This window comes from Gordonia bronchialis DSM 43247, assembly GCF_000024785.1.
Lineage (GTDB): Bacteria > Actinomycetota > Actinomycetes > Mycobacteriales > Mycobacteriaceae > Gordonia > Gordonia bronchialis.
Genome location: NC_013441.1, coordinates 2,888,081 through 2,906,462 on the forward strand (window position 1 = coordinate 2,888,081; position 18,382 = coordinate 2,906,462).

The 18,382-nt window shown below is 66.8% G+C and carries 19 protein-coding genes; 7 read left to right on the forward strand and 12 right to left on the reverse strand.

Annotation, left to right across the window (positions count from 1 at the left end; genetic code table 11):
* Positions 1 to 114: 114 nt before the first annotated feature.
* From GBRO_RS27060 to GBRO_RS13455, 4 genes are read right to left on the reverse strand one after another with little or no spacing between them, the layout of a single operon-like run.
* Entirely contained in the window at positions 115 to 513 is a 399-nt protein-coding gene (locus GBRO_RS27060; protein ID WP_012834451.1) for a GNAT family N-acetyltransferase, read from the reverse strand.
* Between the two features lie 16 nt (positions 514 to 529).
* Positions 530 to 880 carry a hypothetical protein gene (locus GBRO_RS27065; RefSeq protein ID WP_052298274.1) on the reverse strand — a complete coding sequence of 117 codons (351 nt, stop codon included), beginning with the start codon at positions 878 to 880 and terminating at the stop codon, positions 530 to 532.
* Positions 877 to 1,518, reverse strand: coding sequence for a nucleotidyltransferase domain-containing protein (locus GBRO_RS13450; protein ID WP_012834453.1), 642 nt, complete (start codon positions 1,516 to 1,518; stop codon positions 877 to 879). The genes GBRO_RS27065 and GBRO_RS13450 overlap by 4 nt, the downstream gene beginning before the upstream one ends.
* Positions 1,515 to 2,402: a hypothetical protein gene (locus GBRO_RS13455; protein ID WP_041920512.1), complete on the reverse strand. Its 888-nt coding sequence runs from the start codon at positions 2,400 to 2,402 to the stop codon at positions 1,515 to 1,517. The genes GBRO_RS13450 and GBRO_RS13455 overlap by 4 nt, the downstream gene beginning before the upstream one ends.
* 92 nt (positions 2,403 to 2,494) lie before the next feature.
* Between GBRO_RS13455 and GBRO_RS13460 the strand changes: the two genes are divergently transcribed.
* The 5 genes from GBRO_RS13460 (at position 2,495) to upp (ending at position 8,491) form a co-directional block, all read left to right on the forward strand.
* Positions 2,495 to 2,938, forward strand: a complete 444-nt coding sequence (locus GBRO_RS13460) for a Fur family transcriptional regulator (protein ID WP_012834455.1) — start codon at positions 2,495 to 2,497, stop codon at positions 2,936 to 2,938.
* Positions 2,939 to 2,980: 42 nt separating this feature from the next.
* Positions 2,981 to 5,200, forward strand: coding sequence for a catalase/peroxidase HPI (gene katG / locus GBRO_RS13465; protein WP_012834456.1), 2,220 nt, complete (start codon positions 2,981 to 2,983; stop codon positions 5,198 to 5,200).
* A gap of 138 nt (positions 5,201 to 5,338) precedes the next feature.
* Positions 5,339 to 6,592: a GTP cyclohydrolase II gene (locus GBRO_RS13470; protein ID WP_012834457.1), complete on the forward strand. Its 1,254-nt coding sequence runs from the start codon at positions 5,339 to 5,341 to the stop codon at positions 6,590 to 6,592.
* Entirely contained in the window at positions 6,589 to 7,845 is a 1,257-nt protein-coding gene (locus GBRO_RS13475; RefSeq protein ID WP_012834458.1) for a URC4/urg3 family protein, read from the forward strand. Before GBRO_RS13470 ends, GBRO_RS13475 begins: the two co-directional genes overlap by 4 nt.
* A 16-nt stretch (positions 7,846 to 7,861) precedes the next feature.
* Positions 7,862 to 8,491: a uracil phosphoribosyltransferase gene (gene upp, locus GBRO_RS13480; RefSeq protein ID WP_012834459.1), complete on the forward strand. Its 630-nt coding sequence runs from the start codon at positions 7,862 to 7,864 to the stop codon at positions 8,489 to 8,491.
* 45 nt (positions 8,492 to 8,536) lie between these two features.
* Here upp and GBRO_RS13485 read toward each other — a convergent pair whose 3' ends face one another.
* Together GBRO_RS13485 and GBRO_RS13490 are read right to left on the reverse strand one after the other, a co-directional pair.
* Positions 8,537 to 9,901, reverse strand: coding sequence for an ABC transporter ATP-binding protein (locus GBRO_RS13485; protein WP_012834460.1), 1,365 nt, complete (start codon positions 9,899 to 9,901; stop codon positions 8,537 to 8,539).
* A gap of 122 nt (positions 9,902 to 10,023) precedes the next feature.
* Positions 10,024 to 11,370, reverse strand: a complete 1,347-nt coding sequence (locus GBRO_RS13490; RefSeq protein WP_231140553.1) for an ABC transporter permease subunit — start codon at positions 11,368 to 11,370, stop codon at positions 10,024 to 10,026.
* Between the two features lie 535 nt (positions 11,371 to 11,905).
* Between GBRO_RS13490 and GBRO_RS13495 the strand changes: the two genes are divergently transcribed.
* Entirely contained in the window at positions 11,906 to 12,304 is a 399-nt protein-coding gene (locus tag GBRO_RS13495; protein WP_012834461.1) for an ArsR/SmtB family transcription factor, read from the forward strand.
* 22 nt (positions 12,305 to 12,326) lie between these two features.
* Here the strand turns inward: GBRO_RS13495 and GBRO_RS13500 are convergent, their stop codons facing one another.
* From GBRO_RS13500 to GBRO_RS13520, 5 genes are read right to left on the reverse strand one after another with little or no spacing between them, the layout of a single operon-like run.
* Positions 12,327 to 13,079 carry a CPBP family intramembrane glutamic endopeptidase gene (locus GBRO_RS13500; RefSeq protein WP_012834462.1) on the reverse strand — a complete coding sequence of 251 codons (753 nt, stop codon included), beginning with the start codon at positions 13,077 to 13,079 and terminating at the stop codon, positions 12,327 to 12,329.
* Positions 13,076 to 13,672, reverse strand: a complete 597-nt coding sequence (locus GBRO_RS13505) for a TetR/AcrR family transcriptional regulator (RefSeq protein WP_012834463.1) — start codon at positions 13,670 to 13,672, stop codon at positions 13,076 to 13,078. The genes GBRO_RS13500 and GBRO_RS13505 overlap by 4 nt, the downstream gene beginning before the upstream one ends.
* Position 13,673: 1 nt before the next feature.
* On the reverse strand, positions 13,674 to 14,570 hold the full coding sequence (locus tag GBRO_RS13510; protein WP_012834464.1) for an ABC transporter ATP-binding protein: 897 nt from the start codon (positions 14,568 to 14,570) through the stop codon (positions 13,674 to 13,676).
* Positions 14,567 to 15,400 (reverse strand): ABC transporter ATP-binding protein, encoded by an 834-nt coding sequence (locus GBRO_RS13515; protein ID WP_012834465.1) that lies wholly within the window; start codon positions 15,398 to 15,400, stop codon positions 14,567 to 14,569. Before GBRO_RS13515 ends, GBRO_RS13510 begins: the two co-directional genes overlap by 4 nt.
* The gene (locus GBRO_RS13520; RefSeq protein WP_012834466.1) at positions 15,397 to 16,458 is read right to left on the reverse strand and encodes an ABC transporter permease; all 1,062 of its coding nucleotides are present in this window, start codon (positions 16,456 to 16,458) and stop codon (positions 15,397 to 15,399) included. Before GBRO_RS13520 ends, GBRO_RS13515 begins: the two co-directional genes overlap by 4 nt.
* 116 nt (positions 16,459 to 16,574) lie before the next feature.
* Here GBRO_RS13520 and GBRO_RS13525 point away from each other — a divergent pair, with 116 nt between their 5' ends.
* On the forward strand, positions 16,575 to 17,558 hold the full coding sequence (locus tag GBRO_RS13525; protein WP_041920517.1) for an arsenic resistance protein: 984 nt from the start codon (positions 16,575 to 16,577) through the stop codon (positions 17,556 to 17,558).
* A gap of 21 nt (positions 17,559 to 17,579) precedes the next feature.
* On the opposite strand, the gene GBRO_RS13530 is transcribed toward GBRO_RS13525, so the two are convergent.
* Positions 17,580 to 18,314, reverse strand: a complete 735-nt coding sequence (locus tag GBRO_RS13530) for a glucose 1-dehydrogenase (protein WP_012834468.1) — start codon at positions 18,312 to 18,314, stop codon at positions 17,580 to 17,582.
* Positions 18,315 to 18,382: the final 68 nt, after the last annotated feature.

An 18,382-nucleotide genomic window follows, 5' to 3' on the forward strand; every position in this document is an offset into this window, starting at 1 on the left:
GCCACTTCCTCCTCCTGCATCGTGTTCGTCCGCTGTCTGCAGCACCCGGAAGAACTGATTGCGGGGGAAGAACTTTCGCGCCGTCTCCCGAGATCGACGTCGACCACCGACGGTTCAGACCGGTAGCCGCGTGAGTCGTCGCTCCCCATACTTGCGAAAGCCCAACCGGCGCTGGATCGGAGACGACGTCTGCTCGGCATGCACGATCGCCAGCGTCGCACCACGCGATCTCGCGTCATCGACCCGGACGGCGACCAGCGCGCGATAGACGCCGTGGCCACGGAACTCCGGCAGAACCGCGGCACCCCAGAGCCGTGCCACACCGTCGACGAGCGCATAGCCGCCCGCACCTGCCGGACGACCGCGGTGACTGCCGAGGAACATGCCCGGCCAGTCCGCCTTCGGCGTCGAATCCAGATCGGCGAGCACCGGCGGCGCAAATCCCCAGGCACGATGGGACACATTCTCGAAGATGCCGAGCATGTCGCGGCCGCCGACGCGGGTGGTGGTCACCGCATCGATGTCGGGGTCAAGGGACGCTGGACTGTGAGAGATCAAGCGCCACAATGTCTATGACGGCCACGGTGGTGGCATCGCGGCGCCGGAGCTCATCCGCGTCTGCGTCGGCGAACACGCCCGGCCCGACGGTCAAACGCATCGATGACGCTCCCAGACGACCTGCGGCTGCGCCCGCATCGTCGAGCAGATCCATCGGATCGCCCGGTGGGCCGTGATAATTCAGCAGGGTCGCCTCGCCGTCCTGCAGATAGAACTCGTGAGGTCCGAGGACGATGTGCTCCGAGCCGGGGGGATGCCACGAGGACCGCCACCGCCTGGATTGCTCCAGCACCTGATCGGGCGTCCATTCCACGGCGTTCACCCTAGTGTCATCAGCGACGGCCACGGATGACCGGGATGGTTGACGTCGACGAAGCGACGCAGTCGGATGCGTGCTTCGGCGTCCATGTGCGGCCACGCGCGTTCCAGATCCGCCCGGTCCTTGTCGCGTGCCGCTGCGGCCTTGTACATGAGAATGTATTCCGTTGCGAGATAACGAATTTCACCTCGAAGCCAGGTGACCGTAGCCAACGGCGCCGACGATCCGTCGCGCCGGTTGTCCCACCGATCGTTGTCGTCGGGGGTGAGAAGCAGGTCGAGAAGCCACGGCGACGACGCATCGGCGCGGAGCCACACCTGGGTCGAATCCTCGGGCAGCACATCGTCGACGGGCCAGAGACTGCCACCCGGCCCGATGGCCCACACATCGAGTCGGCCGTCCACCGCCGTGCGGAGAGCCCTGATGTCCTTGCGGAAAACGCCGATGTCGATGTCATCGTGCGGCCGAGTCGATGACGTAAAGGCATCGATGGCCCACCCGCCGGCCACCCACCAATCACCGACGAAACCGTCGAGAAGCTCACCCACCTCCGTCGGCCGCACCGCAGCCCACGGTCCGTAACGCTGAAAGAAGCGCTCATCCTCCGGGGTTCTCGGTGGTACCAGCGGGAATTCCCTCACGTCTCGACCGCCCGACGTGCTGCATCCACACGTCTCGCTGCTGCGCGATGACGGCTCTCGATGTCGCTGCAGGCCTTGTCGGCAGTCGTCTCACGCCGGCGGGCGAACCGGAGTTCGCCGTCGACGCGCTCGAGCTCGGCCCGCAGCTCCTCGGTTCGGCGCGCGAGTTCCTCGACCCGGCTTCGCACTGCGTGCAGTTCGGTTCGTGCCCGTTCGAGTTCGTCGTGGATAGCGGCTTCGCCCGCGATCGCCTCGTCCAACTCCGCCTGCGCGGCGGCACGAGCCTGCACTGCGACATCGTCGGGCTGCTCATCGGCCGACTGCTCGGCGTCGCGCTTGTCGGCATCGTGCTCGTCGGCGAGATCCACTCGTCCCCCTTCGCTCACCGGATCCGGGACGAGAAAGACACCCGCAGGCCCGAATCCGCTGTACTCCACGGCAGTGACCAACCGTCCGGACCGCAGTTGCGTCGCGATCTCCTCGTCGGCGATGGCGGCACGCAGCGACGTCGTGATCTCGCGGACGGCGCCCGCCGCGATGGGTTGACCGCGCTCGGCGGCAACATCTGTGACCGCGCGCGTGCCGTCGGCCACCACCTGCCGGCGGCGTGCGGACAGTTCGCGCACCTGGGCGACCGCCGCCCGACGCTGCGCCGCCGCCAGCTCGGCCCCGAGTGCGATCAGCGCATCCACACCGTCCGGATCGGCCCGCACCCACTGGTTGATCGCCCAGGCCGACAGAGTCGGCCGACGCAGGCCACCGATGGTGTCGGCGAGCCCGCGGTCACCGGCGGCGCGTGCGTCCTTGACGAGTTCGTTTCTGCGCGAGACAAACTCGCCCGGCGAGAGTCCGTACAGTTCGTCTGCGGCGTCGTCGAACTCCATGCGATGATCATAGGACGCGGCGTTCATCAGCAGTTTTCGACGAGTTTCCGTAAAAACCTGAATCATTCCAGAAAACTGTGCATACTGGCTCCATGCCCACCGCCGACGAGTGCGCCGATCTCCTGCGCACCGCCAGTCTTCGCGTCACGCGGCCGCGCGTCGCGGTGATGCAAGCGGTGCACACACATCCGCACGCCGATACCGAGACGATCTACGCCGCCGCCCGCTCCGATCTGCCCGAGGTCTCCCTGCAGGCGATCTACGACGTTCTCGGTGCGCTCACCTCGGCCCGGCTCATCCGGCGCATCCAGCCGGCCGGTCACGTCGCGCGTTACGAGGCCCGGGTCGGCGACAACCACCATCACGTCGTCTGCCGCGCATGTGGCGCAATCGGCGACGTCGACTGCGCAGTCGGTGACGCACCCTGCCTCACCGCATCTCATGACCACGGCTTTGTCCTCGACGAGGCCGAAGTCGTCTATTGGGGCCTGTGCCCCGAGTGTTCCGTATCCGACCCATCGGGATCACATCCGTGATCACAGCCCGAATCACCCACTCCCGAAAGGAAAGTCACAGTCATGGCTGACGACAACACCACCGCCCCACCGATCGGTGAAGCCCAAACGGAGGCGGGGCAAGGCTGCCCGATGCGGATCAAACCGCCCGTCGAGGGTGGCGGTAACCAGCAGTGGTGGCCGGACCGTCTGAACCTGCGGGTCCTCGCCCACAATCCCGATGTGATCCGACCTCGCGAGCCCGACTTCGACTACCAGGCCGAGCTGCAGAACCTCGACGTCGAAGGTCTTGTCACCGACCTCAAGGCGCTCATGAAGGACTCGCAGCCGTGGTGGCCGGCCGACTTCGGTCACTACGGACCGTTCTTCATCCGCATGTCGTGGCACGCGGCCGGCACCTACCGCGTCGAAGACGGTCGTGGTGGCGCGGGCACCGGCATGCAGCGTTTCGCACCGCTGAACTCCTGGCCGGACAACGTGAGCCTGGACAAGGCCCGCCGCCTGCTGTGGCCGATCAAGAAAAAGTACGGCAAGTCGCTGTCGTGGGCCGACCTCCTGGTCCTGGCCGGCAACGTGGCCATCGAGGACATGGGTCTGCCCACCAAGGGATTCGCCTTCGGCCGTCCCGACGAGTGGGAGCCCGAGGAGGTCTACTGGGGTGCGGAGGCCGAATGGCTGGGCACCAACCTGCGCTACTCGGGGGATCGCAAGCTCGAGAATCCCCTCGCGGCAACCACGATGGGCCTGATCTACGTCAATCCCGAAGGGCCCGAAGGCAGCGGCGACTTCCTCGCCGCCGCTGCGGACATCCGCGACACCTTCGGCCGGATGGCGATGAACGACGTGGAGACCGCTGCGCTGATCGTCGGCGGGCACACCTTCGGCAAGACCCACGGCAACGGTGACGCCGAGCTGCTCGGGCCCGAGCCCGAGGCCGCGGGCATCGAGAAGATGGGACTCGGCTGGCACAACCCGCAGGGCACCGGCCACGGCAACGACACGGTCACCAGTGGCCTGGAGGTCACCTGGACCCACACCCCCACCAAGTGGGACAACTCGTTCCTGGAGATCCTCTACAGCAACGAGTGGGAGCAGTTCCACAGCCCGGCCGGAGCCATCCAGTGGCGCCCCAAGGACAACGGATGGGCCAACTCGGTGCCCGTGGCACAGGGTGACGGCAAGACCCACCCGGCGATGCTGACCACCGACCTCACCATGCGGTTCGACCCGGTCTACGGCGAGATCACCCGCCGCTGGCTCGATCACCCAGAGGAGCTGGCCGAGGAGTTCGCCAAGGCCTGGTTCAAGCTCCTGCACCGCGACATGGGTCCGGCGGTCCGCTACCAGGGTCCGCTCGCGCCGTCGGAGACCTACGTCTGGCAGGACAACGTTCCCGCACAGCAGGGCCCGGTCATCTCCGACGCCGACATCGATTCCCTCAAAGCCCAGATCCTGGATTCGGGACTCACTGTGGCACAACTGGTTTCCACCGCCTGGGCCGCGGCGTCGACCTTCCGCGGCAGTGACTACCGCGGTGGCGCGAACGGCGGTCGCATCCGTCTTCAGCCGCAGGTGGGCTGGGAGGTCAACCAGCCCGACAAACTGCGTCAGGTGATCTCGAAGCTGGAGAGCATCGCGGAGTCGTTCAACGGTGAGGGCGGCGCCGCGGTGTCGTTCGCCGATCTGGTGGTCCTCGGCGGTGCCGCGGCCATCGAAAAGGCCGCCAAGGACGCCGGTTTCGCCATCACGGTGCCGTTCACTCCCGGACGCACCGACTCCACCCAGGAGTCGATCGACGTGGAGTCGTTCTCCTACCTCGAGCCGCGCTACGACGGCTTCCGCAACTACGAGGGCAAGGGCAACGAACTGTCCGCCGAGTACAACCTGGTGGACAAGGCGAACCTGTTGACGCTGTCCGCACCGGAGATGACGGTCCTCGTCGGCGGGCTGCGCGTGCTCGGTGCCAACTATCAGAACTCCACCCACGGGGTACTGACCGACAAGCCGGGGCAGCTGACGAACGACTTCTTCGTCAACATCCTCGACATGGGAACCGACTGGGCACCGTCGTCTGCCGACGACGGCACCTACGTCGGTACCGATCTCGCGTCGGGCGCACAGAAGTGGACCGGAACCCGCGCCGACCTGGTGTTCGGTTCGAACTCCGAACTGCGTGCGCTGGCCGAGGTCTACGCCGAGGACGATGCGAAGGAGAAGTTCGTCAAGGACTTCGTCGCCGCATGGGACAAGGTGATGATGCTCGACCGGTTCGACGTGGCCTGACCGGCTCCGACGTGCGACGCCCCGCGAACCCACTTCGCGGGGCGTCGTCGTATCCGGCACGATCGGCGCCGGATGGTTAAGCTGGCTCCTTTCCACCGCGCACCGCGACGGATGTGGCACGTGAGGACGGAGAAGACCATGACCAACCCGCACCGATCCCTCGGGCATATTCGTCTGACCTCACACAGCGGGGGTGTCGACGCGCCGCCGATCCGGTGGGGCGCCGGCACCGCCGCCGAGCGCGGTCCCGTCATCGGCACCACCGCAACCCGCGCCCACCGCAACGTCATCGGAACCCACAGCGGCTCCTACAGTGTCTATCGCGCGGTCGCGGTCGCCGCCGGTGCGCTGTCGCGGGAGCATCGCGCCGACCTCACCGACACCTCCCCCACCGACGCCATCGGCCCCTACCCGCAATGGGGCGATCCGTCGGCCATCGTCAGTCTCGACCCCTGGGGCGCCTCGGTGGCCGAGTCGTTTCCCACCGAGATCGCCGCCGGAGTCGACATCCGCCCGACCATCGCCGTCACCAAGGCGCACGTCATCCTGCCGGAGGTCACCGAGGCCATCGCGAGCGGCCGGCTGGTGCCCGACGGCAGCGTCCTGTTGCCCAGCGGGGCCGCGCTGGTGACCAAGGCGGCCGTCGAACCGGTCTGGCACCTACCCGGGGTGGCCGCCCGATTCGGTTGCAGTGAAGCGCAATTGCGCCGTGTGCTGTTCGAAGAGACCGGCGGGATGTACCCCGAACTGGTCACCCGGGCCGACCTGGAGGTGTTCCTCCCGCCGATCGGCGGGCAGACGGTGTACATCTTCGGCGACCCGCGGGATCTGGCCGATCCGACGGTGGAACTGACCGCGCGAGTTCACGACGAATGCAACGGCTCGGACGTCTTCGGCTCCGACATCTGTACCTGCCGGCCATATCTCACGCACGCCATCGAAGAGTGCATTCGCGGCACCCAGCGTGGTGGCGTGGGACTGGTGGCCTACTCGCGCAAGGAGGGCCGGGCGCTGGGCGAGGTGACCAAGTTCCTCGTCTACAACGCGCGCAAGCGCCAAACCGGTGGCGACACCGCCGATCAGTACTTCGCCCGCACCGAATGCGTTGCCGGAGTTCAGGACATGCGTTTCCAGGAACTGATGCCCGACGTCCTGCACTGGCTGGGCATCACCCGAATCCACCGCTTGGTGTCGATGAGCAACATGAAGTACGACGCCATCACCGGGTCCGGTATCGAGGTCGGTGAGCGCGTCAACATCCCCGAGGAACTCATCCCCGCCGACGCCCGGGTCGAGATCGACGCCAAGATGGCCGCAGGCTACTTCGCCCCCGGCCCGGTCCCGGATGCCGACGAACTGCGAAAGGCCAAGGGCCGAGGGCTGAACGGATGAACCTCAGTCACCACGAGAACGACACCGCCGTCGGTGAGGTTCGCGCTACGGTCACCCTGCTGCGCTCCACGACCGCGGTGCGCGAACGATCACGACAGTTGCTCGACCGTGCCCGCGACGGCATGTCGCCGTGGTTTGTTCTCGACGAGGCCCGGCTGCCCGCCGCCGCCGAGTGCGTCGCGGACACCACGCGGCAGCGCTACCCGGATCTGGACATCCCATTCCACAGCCGCTGGCGCCACTTCGAAGCCGGCGGGGTCGACCGGCGAGCACAGCTCGAGAACACGCTCGGACCGTCGGATCCCGACGACCGGGCCCGAGCATTCATCGATGTCGCGCTGGTGAGTGTGCTCCTCGACGCGGGCGCCGGCTCGGCGTGGCGCTACCGCGAAGACGCCAGCGGCCGGTCGTTCCGCCGTTCCGAGGGGCTGGGTGTCGCGAGCTGGCACGCGTTCTGCGCCGGACTGTTCTCCGGCGATCCCGACCGGCCCCTGCAGGCCGACGCCGCCCGGCTGGCAGCCCTGACCGTCGAGGACGTGGCCACCGCCTTTCAGGTGAGCGCCGACAACCCGTTGGTCGGCCTCGAAGGTCGCGTCGCACTGCTACGGAATCTGGGTGCCGCACTGACCGCACGACGAGACGCCTTCGGCGCGGCCGCCCGCCCGGGCGGACTCTACGATGCGCTCACCTCGGACGCCGGTGATTGCGTTGCGGCCCAAGACATCCTGGCGACCCTCCTGGACACACTGGCCCCGATCTGGCCCGCCGACAACACGATCGGCGGGCAGCCGGTGGGTGACTGCTGGCGCCACCCGGCCGTCCACGGTCCCGGACGCAGCGACGGCTGGGTGCCGTTCCACAAACTGTCGCAGTGGCTCACCTACTCGCTGATCGAACCCTTCCAGTGGGCGGAGGTGGCCGTCACCGGCCTCGACGAACTGACCGGCCTGCCCGAGTACCGCAACGGCGGACTGCTGCTCGACACCGGCGTTCTGCAGCTGCGCGATGCGAGCCTCGCCGAGCAGCAATGGCGCGTCGGTGACGAGATGATCGTCGAATGGCGGGCGCTGACCGTCGCCTTGCTCGACGAACTCGCCGACCACGTGCGCGACGCCCTGGACCGCGACGCCGAGCAGCTTCCGCTCGCCTGCGTACTCGAGGGCGGGACGTGGGCGGCCGGACGTGCGCTGGCCGACCGCACACGCGACGGGCGACCGCCGATCGCCATCGTCAGCGACGGAACGGTGTTCTGACATGAAAGGGGACGACATGGGCCAGGTGCGGGTCATCGACCATCCGCTCGTTGCACACAAGCTGACACTGATGCGGCGAAAGGACACCTCCACCAACGACTTTCGTCGTCTGCTCACCGAGATATCGACGCTGATGTCCTATGAGGTGCTGCACGACATGCCCATGCACGAGATCACCATCGACACGCCGCTCGAGTCCACCACCGCCAGCGTGATCGACGGCAAGAAGCTCGTTGTCGCCGCGGTACTGCGGGCCGGTGCCGGGATCGCCGACGGCATGCTCGCGGTGGTTCCCGGCGCGCGCGTGGGCCACATCGGTCTCTACCGCGACCCCAAGACCATGGTCGTGGTGGAGTACTACTTCAAGATGCCGGGCGACCTCGAGGAACGCGACGTGGTGATCGTCGATCCATTACTGGCCACCGGCCACTCCGCGGTTGCTGCGGTGGACCGCATCAAGGAGTATCGCGCCAAGTCGATCAAGTTCGTCTGCCTCCTCACCTGCCCGGAGGGAATAGCCGTGCTGCACGACGCGCACCCCGACGTGCCCGTCTACACCGCTGCCATCGACCGGGAACTCGACGACAACGGCTTCATCCGTCCGGGACTCGGCGACGCCGGCGACCGCATCTTCGGGACCGCCTGACCTCGACGCATACGTTGTGCCGCACACGATCCGGCCGGACGGGACTCACCGGCGTCCAGAACCACCGTCCGGGTCGCGATCGATGAGCATGGCCGAGAGCGCGGTGGCAACCTCGGAGAGGACGAGTTCACCGGAGTTGGCGTCGTAGTCGAACAACTCACCGTAGCGGCCCCAGTCGATGGCGATGTCGAGTTGCTTCTCGGTGTCCTCGGCGCTGTAGCCGCGCCGCAGCAGGTCGCGGAAGAAGTCGTCGCGTAGCGCACCGCCGTCACTGTTCTCCAACGCCTTCACGATCGTCGCGACCAGCGGGGCACGTTCGACGGCGAGCGTGGCGAAGATCTCCTTGGAGCCCGGGATGTCGGCGGTGTACCAGGATCGTCCGGTGTCGGTGAGAAATGCCTGCGCGCCTTCGACTTCCAGGAGTCCCAGCATCCGGCCGGCGTCGACCAGCGGCAACAGGTCGTCGACCTGGAAGGAGAGTTCGTCGGCCAGATCGGGCAGGTCCGCCTGACCGTCGTGGGAGTACACGATCTCGACCAGGCCGGCCAGCCCACCGACACTGGCATCGGGCAGCGGATGGGTCAGCGGGCCGGGCACGGCGGCGCGTTCGGCGGCGGACTTCTCGTCGCGCCCGGTGAGGATCGCGTAGAGCCGGTCCACGGCGGCGTCGAAGGTGGGACTGCGCCGATCCCGCGGACGGGGCAGCCGCATCGGGACCTCGGCCTTGATGTGGCCCGGGTTTGAGCCGAGCACGAGCACCCGGTCGGCCAGCAGCACGGCCTCCTCGATGTCGTGGGTGACGATGCAGATGCACCGGGTGGGGAAGTCCGGACGCGCCCACAGCGAGATCAGCTCGCCGCGCAGGTTCTCACTGGTGAGGACGTCGAGAGCCGAGAAGGGTTCGTCCATCATCAAGACGTCGGGTTGCAGGACCAGCGCACGGGCGAAGCCGACCCGCTGACGCATCCCGCCGGACAGTTCACGCGGATAGGCGGTCTCGAAGCCGTCCAGGCCGATCTGATCGATCGCCTCCAGCGCCCGGCGGCGACGTTCCTTCTCGGGCACCCCCGCCGCGCGCAGGCCGAGTTCGACGTTGTCCTGCACGGTGAGCCAGGGCATGAGCGCGAAGGACTGAAAGACCATCGCGGCACCCGGATTGGCGCCGTTGAGCGGGGTGCCGCGATAGCGGACCTCTCCACTGCTGGGAGCGATCAGACCGGCCAGGGTGCGCAGGAGAGTCGACTTGCCCGAACCCGATTTGCCGAGCAGCGCGACGACCTCGTCCTCGTGCAGGGTGATGCTGACATCGTCCAGGACGTGCAGGACCGAGCCGTCCGCCGAGGGGAACGAATTGGAGACGTGTTCGGCCTGGATCAGGGCGGTGCGCGCGGGCGCGGGAACTGTGGTCATGTCGGTTTACATCCTTCTGTGGTCGGTACGGGATCAGCTGAGGGAGAAGCGGCGCTCGGCGAAGTCGTACAGCCGCCGCCAGAACAGGCGGTTGAGACCGACGACGAAGATGCTCATCACGGTCACCCCGACCAGGGTGCGGCGAAGTCGCCCTGCGCCGTGGACTGGGCGATGTAGGCACCGAGCCCGGTGGCGGTGAGGGTGTGACTGCCGTACGAGACCACTTCGGCCACGATGGAGGCGTTCCAGGCGCCGCCGGCCGCGGTGATGCCGCCGGTGACCCAGGAGGCGAAGATGGCCGGTCCGTAGAGGTAGCGCCACCTGTGAAAACGGTTGAGCCGCAGGTTGACAGCCGCTTCGCGGAGGTCGTTGGGGATGGCAGCGGCGCCCGCGATGACGTTGAACAGGATGTACCACTGGGCGCCGAGCGCCATCAGGACGATGCCACCGAGATTCAGGCTGACGCCGGTATGGATCAGCAGGAGCGTGAGGAACGGGAACAGGAAATTCGCCGGGAAACTGGCCAGCACCTGCACGACCGGTTGCGCGAAGCGGGTCACCTTGGGGCTCAACCCGATCCACACCCCGATCGGCACCCAGACGACCGTGCCGACGACGAGCACCACCACGACCCGGGCAAAGGTGGCCAGCCCCAGACCGGCGGCGACGACGAACTGGTCCAGCCCGGTGTTGTCGTCGATGTAGGTGAGCATCCGAACGAGTCCGAGGACGATCAAGCCCGTCACGATCACCGCGAAGGCGATGTCACCGGCCCGGCGGCGCACCTGATTGACCCGGAGCGGACGGTCGGCACGCCCCAGGGGTCGGGTCACACGGTCCAGCCCGGCGCCGACGGGACGCAGGGCACGCCCGACGACGGCGGGGACCACCGACCGACGTAACAGGTCGAGGACGACGCTGCGCTGTTGGTCGACGGTCACGGTGTCGCCGGCACGGAATCGCTCCGCCCACGCGGTCAGCGGCCGCCAGAAGAGGAAGTTGACGCCGACGACCATCACGATCATCACCACGATCGCCAGCAGCAAACGCCCGATCTGCTGGTTGGCCGAGGCGGCCGCCACGTAGGAACCGATGCCGGGTAGTGCGTAGACGTGATTGTTCACGGTGATCACCTCCGAGGCGATCAGGAAGAACCAGCCACCACCGAAACTCATCATCCCGTTCCAGACCAGCGGCATGGTTCCGTTGGGCACGTCGAGCTTCCAGAACCGTTGCCACTTCGTCAGTCTCAGCAACCGCGCGGCCTCGTCCAGATCACGGGGCTGGGTGATCAGGGACTGGTAGAACGCGAACGTCATGTCCCAGACCTGGCTGGTGAAGATCGCGAAGATCGCTGCGCATTCGACGCCCAGCGCCGTGCCGGGGAACAGCATCAGCCACACCGACAGCGTGATGGACAGGAAACCGAGCACCGGGACCGACTGGAGCACGTCGAGGGTGGGCAGCATGATCTTCTCGGCACGCCGCAGCCGGGCCGCGGCCGTTGCGTAGACGAAGTGAAGATCGTCGAGGCGGCGAGCGCGACGAACATGCGCAGCAATGAGCGCGCCGCGTAGTACGGCAGGTTCGCCGGATCGGTGGAAACCGTCGAGGGGGCGGTGACCCGATCGAACGGTTCGGTGATGCCGTGTGAGAGGCGGACGATCAGCCAGAAGATCACCGCGACGGCGAGCAGCACGAGCACGTCGGCGCCGAGGTGACTGCGGCCTCGTAGCGAGGCATCTTGGCCGGTGAAAGGGCGCAGCAAAGCCTTCAGGGTTCTCCTGAAGATCGCGAAGCAGAACCCGCGCCGTCAAAACCTAGGGAATCAGTACCTGGTGAATCAGCGCGGTGGGAGGCGGGACGAACAGCCGACCGGGACTGACGGGGTCGGAACTCATGGCTGTTCACCTCCTTGCGTCGACGGACTGACGGCTGACATCAGGCAGCATAATCAACATTCAATGGCTTGCGCAAACATCAGATTGTTCCGATGATGGAGCGATGGAGCCTCCCCCATCGTCCCGACCTGTCACCGAGGCGCAACTGACGGCGGCTGCTGCCACCTTCGACATGTTGTCGGCCCCGAACCGGCTTCATCTCGTCTGGTTGCTCGCGACCGGCGAGTTCGATGTGTCCACCCTGGCCGAGCTGTCCGGATCGAATGTGCCGGCCGCCAGTCAGCACCTGGCGAAGCTGCGTGCCGCCGGAATCGTCACGGCCAGACGCGACGGGCGACGTCAGCTCTACCGGGTGGAGGACCCGCACATCGTGACCGTCATCGAGCAGATGTTCTCCCACATCGCTCCGGACGGAACTCTCGCCGACTCGGCTGACCGGCGCCGTCCCCCGCGGCTGCCGCGATTCGAGCGGGCACTGTCGGCCGACAGATCATCGCGCTGACCCCACGCGGGGGCCGGACCGCTCAGGACGTCAGCTGCCAGGCCACCGCGGCACCGATCGCGCCGATCGCGTTGAGCGACCAGTGCAGCGCGATCGGGGCCAACAGGCTCGTCGTGCGGTCGCGCAGCCACCCGAGGATCAGGCCGGCCGCGGCTGTGGCGATCACGGCGCCGAGCACGCCCGCGACCTGCCCCGGAATACCGGAACCGAGGATCTGGGTGAGTCCCTCGTTGCCCGCGGTGAGCCCCAATGAGGTTGCAATGTGCCAGCATCCGAAGAGCACTGCACCGATGATCAGGGTCGGCCATCGGCCGAACAGCTCACCCAGGGTCCCCTGGAGGACTCCGCGGAAGGCGATCTCCTCGGGCAGCACGGTTTGCAGTGGGATCAGCACGAAGGCGGCGAGCATCGCCTCCGACGTGTCGTTGTACCGATCCGACAGGAACAGTTCGCGCGTGGCGGGTATGGCCACCGCAGCGGTCACGATGACCGCGACCACCACCACAGCACCGACCGCGAACGGCACTCCTGCCCGCAACTCCCCCGGACTGAGGCCCATACTGCGCCAACGTAACCCGGCCCATCGCGCCAGCACGAGCAGAACCACTGCCATCACCGGCACTGCCGCCAACTCGATGTTCGCATCGGTGAAGTGCGCGACATAGTTGGTGATCGCGAGGATCGCGACGACGACTGCGAGCAACGCCACCATGCGCCGATGATGATGAGGTGCGGTCCTCGTCTCGGCGAGGTCGTCGGTCGGTGGCACGCTCACAAGTGTGCCGTGCCCCGCAGATAACTGTCGATCACGGGGCCCACACGCGCGGCGATCTCGTCCGGGGTGGCGTCGGCCAGAGCCGGCACCTGCAAGATGTAGCGGGATATCCCGAGCCCGACGAGGACCGTGCCGATCAGGGCGAGCCGCCGTTCACGGTCGTCGGGCGCCACCTGATCTCCGAGCGCGATCGTGACCATGGCGATGTGCGCGTCGCGCAACCGCGCGGCGACCCCATCGTGGGACAACGAGATCCGCAGCATGGCCAGCAGGTGATTGCGTACGGTCGGCTGTTCGGTCCACACCGTGAGCACACGCCGGATGAATTCGGTACCCACACTCCCCTCGTCGGCGTCGATCCCGGCGAAGTACGTGGCCATGTCGATGTCGGGTTTCAACGCCTCGACAAGCAGGTTGTCCTTGGTTCCGAAGTAGTGATGGACAAGGGCCGGATCGACGCCGGCATCACTCGCGATGGCGCGAATCGTGGTGCGCTCGAATCCCTTCGCCGAGAACATCTCCCGCGAGCTGGACAGGATCGCTGCGCGTTTGTCGACATCACGGCCGACGGGCCGGCCTCTGCTGCGGACCATCTCAGTCCGACCGCCGTGCCAGAACCAGCATCTTCTCCTCGATGGTGGCGGGCACACTCGTGATGGTCGCATCCATACCGGCGTCGACGAGCACGCGACGGACCCGGTCCGGTTCGGTGTCGGCCACGCGGATCGCCCGCCCGTCGAGGATCACCGGGACATCGGCGTCGTTCAGAACACGGAATGCGCCGGCCCAGTCCGCGGTGCGCACAGCGACGGCCGTGGTGTCCCCCACCACATCACGTTCGCTGCCTTGGGCCACCAGCCGCCCACTCGACATCAGCAACAAGCGGTCGCATTGCTGTGCCTCTTCCATGTAGTGGGTGGTGACCAACACGCCCACGCCTTGTTTGGATTGCTCGCGGATGGTGTCCCACAGGGAGGCACGGGCCAGCGCGTCCACTCCCGAAGTGGGCTCGTCGAGCAACAGAACCTCAGGCTTGTGGGCGAGCGCCACCGCGAAGGCGACCTGCCGCTGCACACCCAGCGAGAGATCACCGACCAGGGTGTCGGCCACCGCGTCGAACTCGGCCGGCGGCTCGGTTCGCGCAAGGCCATACGCACGTCCGCTGAACTCGAGGTTCTCCCGGACCGTCAGATCACGCCACAAACCCAGGCCCTGCGGGACGTAACCCATGCGTGCTCGGCGCTTCTGATCCGGTGGGCCGCCGAGCATTTCGACGGCGCCCTCGGTGGTCTGGAGCAGACCGAGAAGCATGCGCATCAGGGTTGTCTTCCCCGCGCCGTTGGCGCCGAGCAGACCCACGACCTCGCCCGCGGCCACCGACATGGTGACGTCGTCGACGGCGGTGAAGTCACCGAACCTCCGTGTCACGCCCGCGGCGCGCAGGACCGCCCCGGCCAGGCTTCCCTGGTCGCTGCGCCCACCGGGAGTCATTGCGGCACTCCCGATCTGCGTTCGAGCGAGGCCGCTATGACAATATCCTCGAGGTCGGGCTGGAGCGGCTCGGCATCCGGCGGCGGATCGCCTTCCGGCCAGTACTCGTGCCGGCGTCGCCCTCGACGCCACGACCACTCCGGACGGACCGCCGTATCCCCTACGGTCACCACCCCGCGAAAGCCCTCGCGCACATCGTCGTACGATCCCTGGACCAGCACGTGACCCGCATCGAGCACCACGAGGTGGCCGCTGCGTTCGGCCTCGTCGAGATAGGTCGTCGACATCAGCACGGCTGCGCCCTCGGCCGCGGTCTCGGAGATCATGCGCCACAGATCGATTCGACTCACCGGATCAACACCGGTGCTCGGTTCGTCGAGCAGGAGGAGTCGCGGTTTGTGCAGCATCGCCATCGCTGCACCCAGTTTGCGTCGCATCCCGCCCGACAGTGCGGACGCGAGCCGGTCGACGGCCACCTGCAGCCCCGCGCGACGGATCACCTCGTCACGACGGCGGTCGAGGAGGTCGCCGGACAGACCGTACATTCCACCGACGAAATCCAGATTCTGCCGCACGGTCAGCGCCGCCCAACTACCCGGTCCCGCCGGCAGGAAGCCCATGTCCGCCTTCCCCGGCGCGCGCACCTCACCGGAATCGGTGGACACCTCCCGCGCGAGAGCACGCAGCAGCGTCGACTTGCCTGCGCCGTCGCCGCCGACCACCGCGACGACCTCGCCGGCCGGGAGATCCACGGTCACATTGTCGAGCGCGACACGCTCCCCATGGCGAACGGTGATGTCACGAACCCCGAACGCGGCCCCGTCGCTCATCGTGAGTCCCCGTCGGCAGTGGCGCCGTCGGTCGACGCCGGGATGGTGGCCCGGATGTTCGGCGCGAGGTCCCGGCGGAACCGCAGGGTGGCCCCGGTGAACACCACGACCGCCATCACGGCCAGGATGAGCAACGGTAGCCAGAGCGATTCGATCGGCGCGTCGCGCAGCATCACGCCCTGCGAGATCATCGTGAAATAGGTCAGCGGCAGCAGATAGCCGATCCATCTGACTCCGGCGGCCATCGCGTCCAACGGAAAGATCATGCCGGACAACAGGATCTGTGGGAGCAGGAACATGAAAGCGGTCTGGATCGCCTGCCCGGTGGTCTGCGAGATCGTCGAGATCAGCACGCCGAGGCCGAGCACCACGAACAGGAAGATCGCGGCGCCGAGTGCAAAGGTGGCGACATTCCCCGCGAACGGGACGCCGAAGAGGACCATGCCGAGGACCGTGACGATCAGCATGTCGAGCGCGGCGAGCAAGAAGTAGGGGGCGATCTTCCCGAGGATGACCTGGCTGGGTTTGATCGGCATCACGGCGAGTTGTTCCAGGGTGCCGGCCTCACGTTCACGGACCAGACCAATGCTGGTGATGATCGTGCCGATGAAGGTGAGGATCAAGCCGATGATCGCCGGCACCATCACCCAGGACGTCTTGAGGTCGGGGTTGAACAGCACGTCGGTCGTGATCTTGCCGTCCATCTTGTTGAGGATCCCGACGATCGATTGCGCGGCAAAGAGATTCGAGCCGTCCACGAGCGCGGTGGGCGGTTGGGTGCCGGTGACGATGGCAACGTCGACCTTGTTCTCCCGCAACATGTCCGTGGCGTCGGCCCGGTCGCCGTCGGTGACGGTGGTGACACCGAAGAAGTCGGGCAATCCTGAAGCCACCTGCGCCGCTTGGGGTCCCACCACGGCGGCCTTGACCGAGTCGACGTAGAAGTTGGCGGCATACCCGAAGATGACCAGGAGAAGGAGCGGCATGACGATGAGCATCGCCAGGGTGCGCCGATCTCGAAGAAGCTCGCGGAATTCCTTGACGATCATCGCTCGCATGGTCCGATGCTAAAACTTCGGTTCGACCAGGGTCAACAGTTGTTGAATTTTGTTCATCTGGCTGCCCGCAGGTGGGCGCCACCCGATCCGCCGGGGCGGTGGCACACAATGGTGCCGTGGCCGCTGCTCCCGGAATCGCCGAACGACTCGAACGTGTACAGGTGCCGCTCTACCTGGGGGCCATCGTGGTGGGCGTGCTCGTCGGACTGTCGACTCCCCGATTCGCCGAATCGCTGGACCTCGCCGTCACGCCCGTGCTGGCGGCGCTGCTTTTTGTCACCTTCCTGCAGATTCCCATTGCAGATCTGGGGAAATCTTTGCGCGACGTGAGATTTCTCGGCGCGATCGCGGTGGTGAACTTCGTCGTGGTCCCGCTGGTGATCGTGTGTCTGGCTCCATTTGTGCCCAATGACACCGCGATCCGGATCGGTGTGCTCCTGGTGCTGCTGTGCCCGTGCGTCGACTACGTGGTGGTCTTCACCGGACTCGCCGGCGGATCGAGAATCCGGCTCCTGGCCGCCACCCCGCTGTTGCTGCTCGTCCAGATGATTCTCGCCCCGCTGCTACTCCTGGCCTTCCTGGGGCGGGAGGTGACCGAGGTGATCGAGCCGGGCCCCTTCCTGGAGGCCTTCGTGCTGCTCATCGGGATTCCGCTTGCCCTGGCCTGGGTGGTTCAGGCCTGGGCCGCCCGGACACGCGCGGGCCGTCGGTTCACCGCCGGCGCGGACACCACCATGGTGCCGCTGATGATGGCAGTTCTCGCGGTCGTCACGTGCTCACAGATCCCACGGGTGGAAGAGCGCCTGGGTGATCTGCTCGCGATCATCCCCGTGTACGTGGTGTTCCTGATCGTGATGGCGTTCGCGGGAGTTGTTGTCGGCCGGGGATTTCGGCTCGACGTCGCGTCGACGCGCGCGGTCACGTTCTCCGGGGCGACCCGCAACTCGCTGGTGGTTCTCCCTCTCGCACTGGCGCTGCCCGTCGGCTACGAGGCCGCAGCCGCGGCGATCGTCACACAAACCCTGGTGGAGTTGATTGGCATGGTCGCCTATGTCTGGGCGATACCCCGCCTGGTTCCCGACCGTTCGAGGGCCATCTGACCGCGGCCGCTTGTGTAGGGCCTACTTGTGTGGGACGTCGGCGCTCAATCCGCCGTCCATGACGAACTCCGCCCCGGTCGCATAGGACGATTCGTCGCTGGCGAGGAACACGATGAACGTCGACACCTCGCTGGACTCGGCGGCTCGGCCCAAGGGCACCTTGACCATGTCCTCCGGCAGTCCCTCGGTCATCGGGGTGCGGATGAGTCCGGGATGGATCGAGTTGACCCGGATGTTGTGGGGCGCCAGTTCCAGCGCGGCCGACTTCGCGAGGCCGCGGACACCCCACTTGGAGGCGACATACCCATGCGCCCAAGGGCTTCCGCGCAACCCCTCGACGGAGGAGACGTTGATGATCGACCCGCCACCGGCCTCGATCATCGGGTCGGCGACGGTCTGGATGCCGATGAACGTCCCGGTCAGGTTGACGTCGATGATCTGCCGCCACTTGTCGAGACGGAACTTCTGCACCGTCGACCCGTTGACGATGCCGGCGTTGTTCACCAGCACGTTGACCTTGCCGAAGTCGTCGACCGCGGTGGCGACCGCGGCCTGCCAGTCCTCCGGTGAGGTGACATCGAGGTGGACGTAGCGTGCCACATCGCCGAGTTCGGCAGCCAGAGCCTTGCCCTCGTCGTCGAGGATGTCGCCGATCACGACCTTGGCTCCCTCGGCCACGAGGGCGCGAGCATGCTCGGCTCCCATCCCTCGAGAACCACCGGTGATCAGTGCGACCTTGTCGTCTACGCGTCCCATGGCGAGCAAGACTACAACGGTCAGAGCGAAATGAGAACACGTTCTACCGATCTGCGGGCGTTCATGCT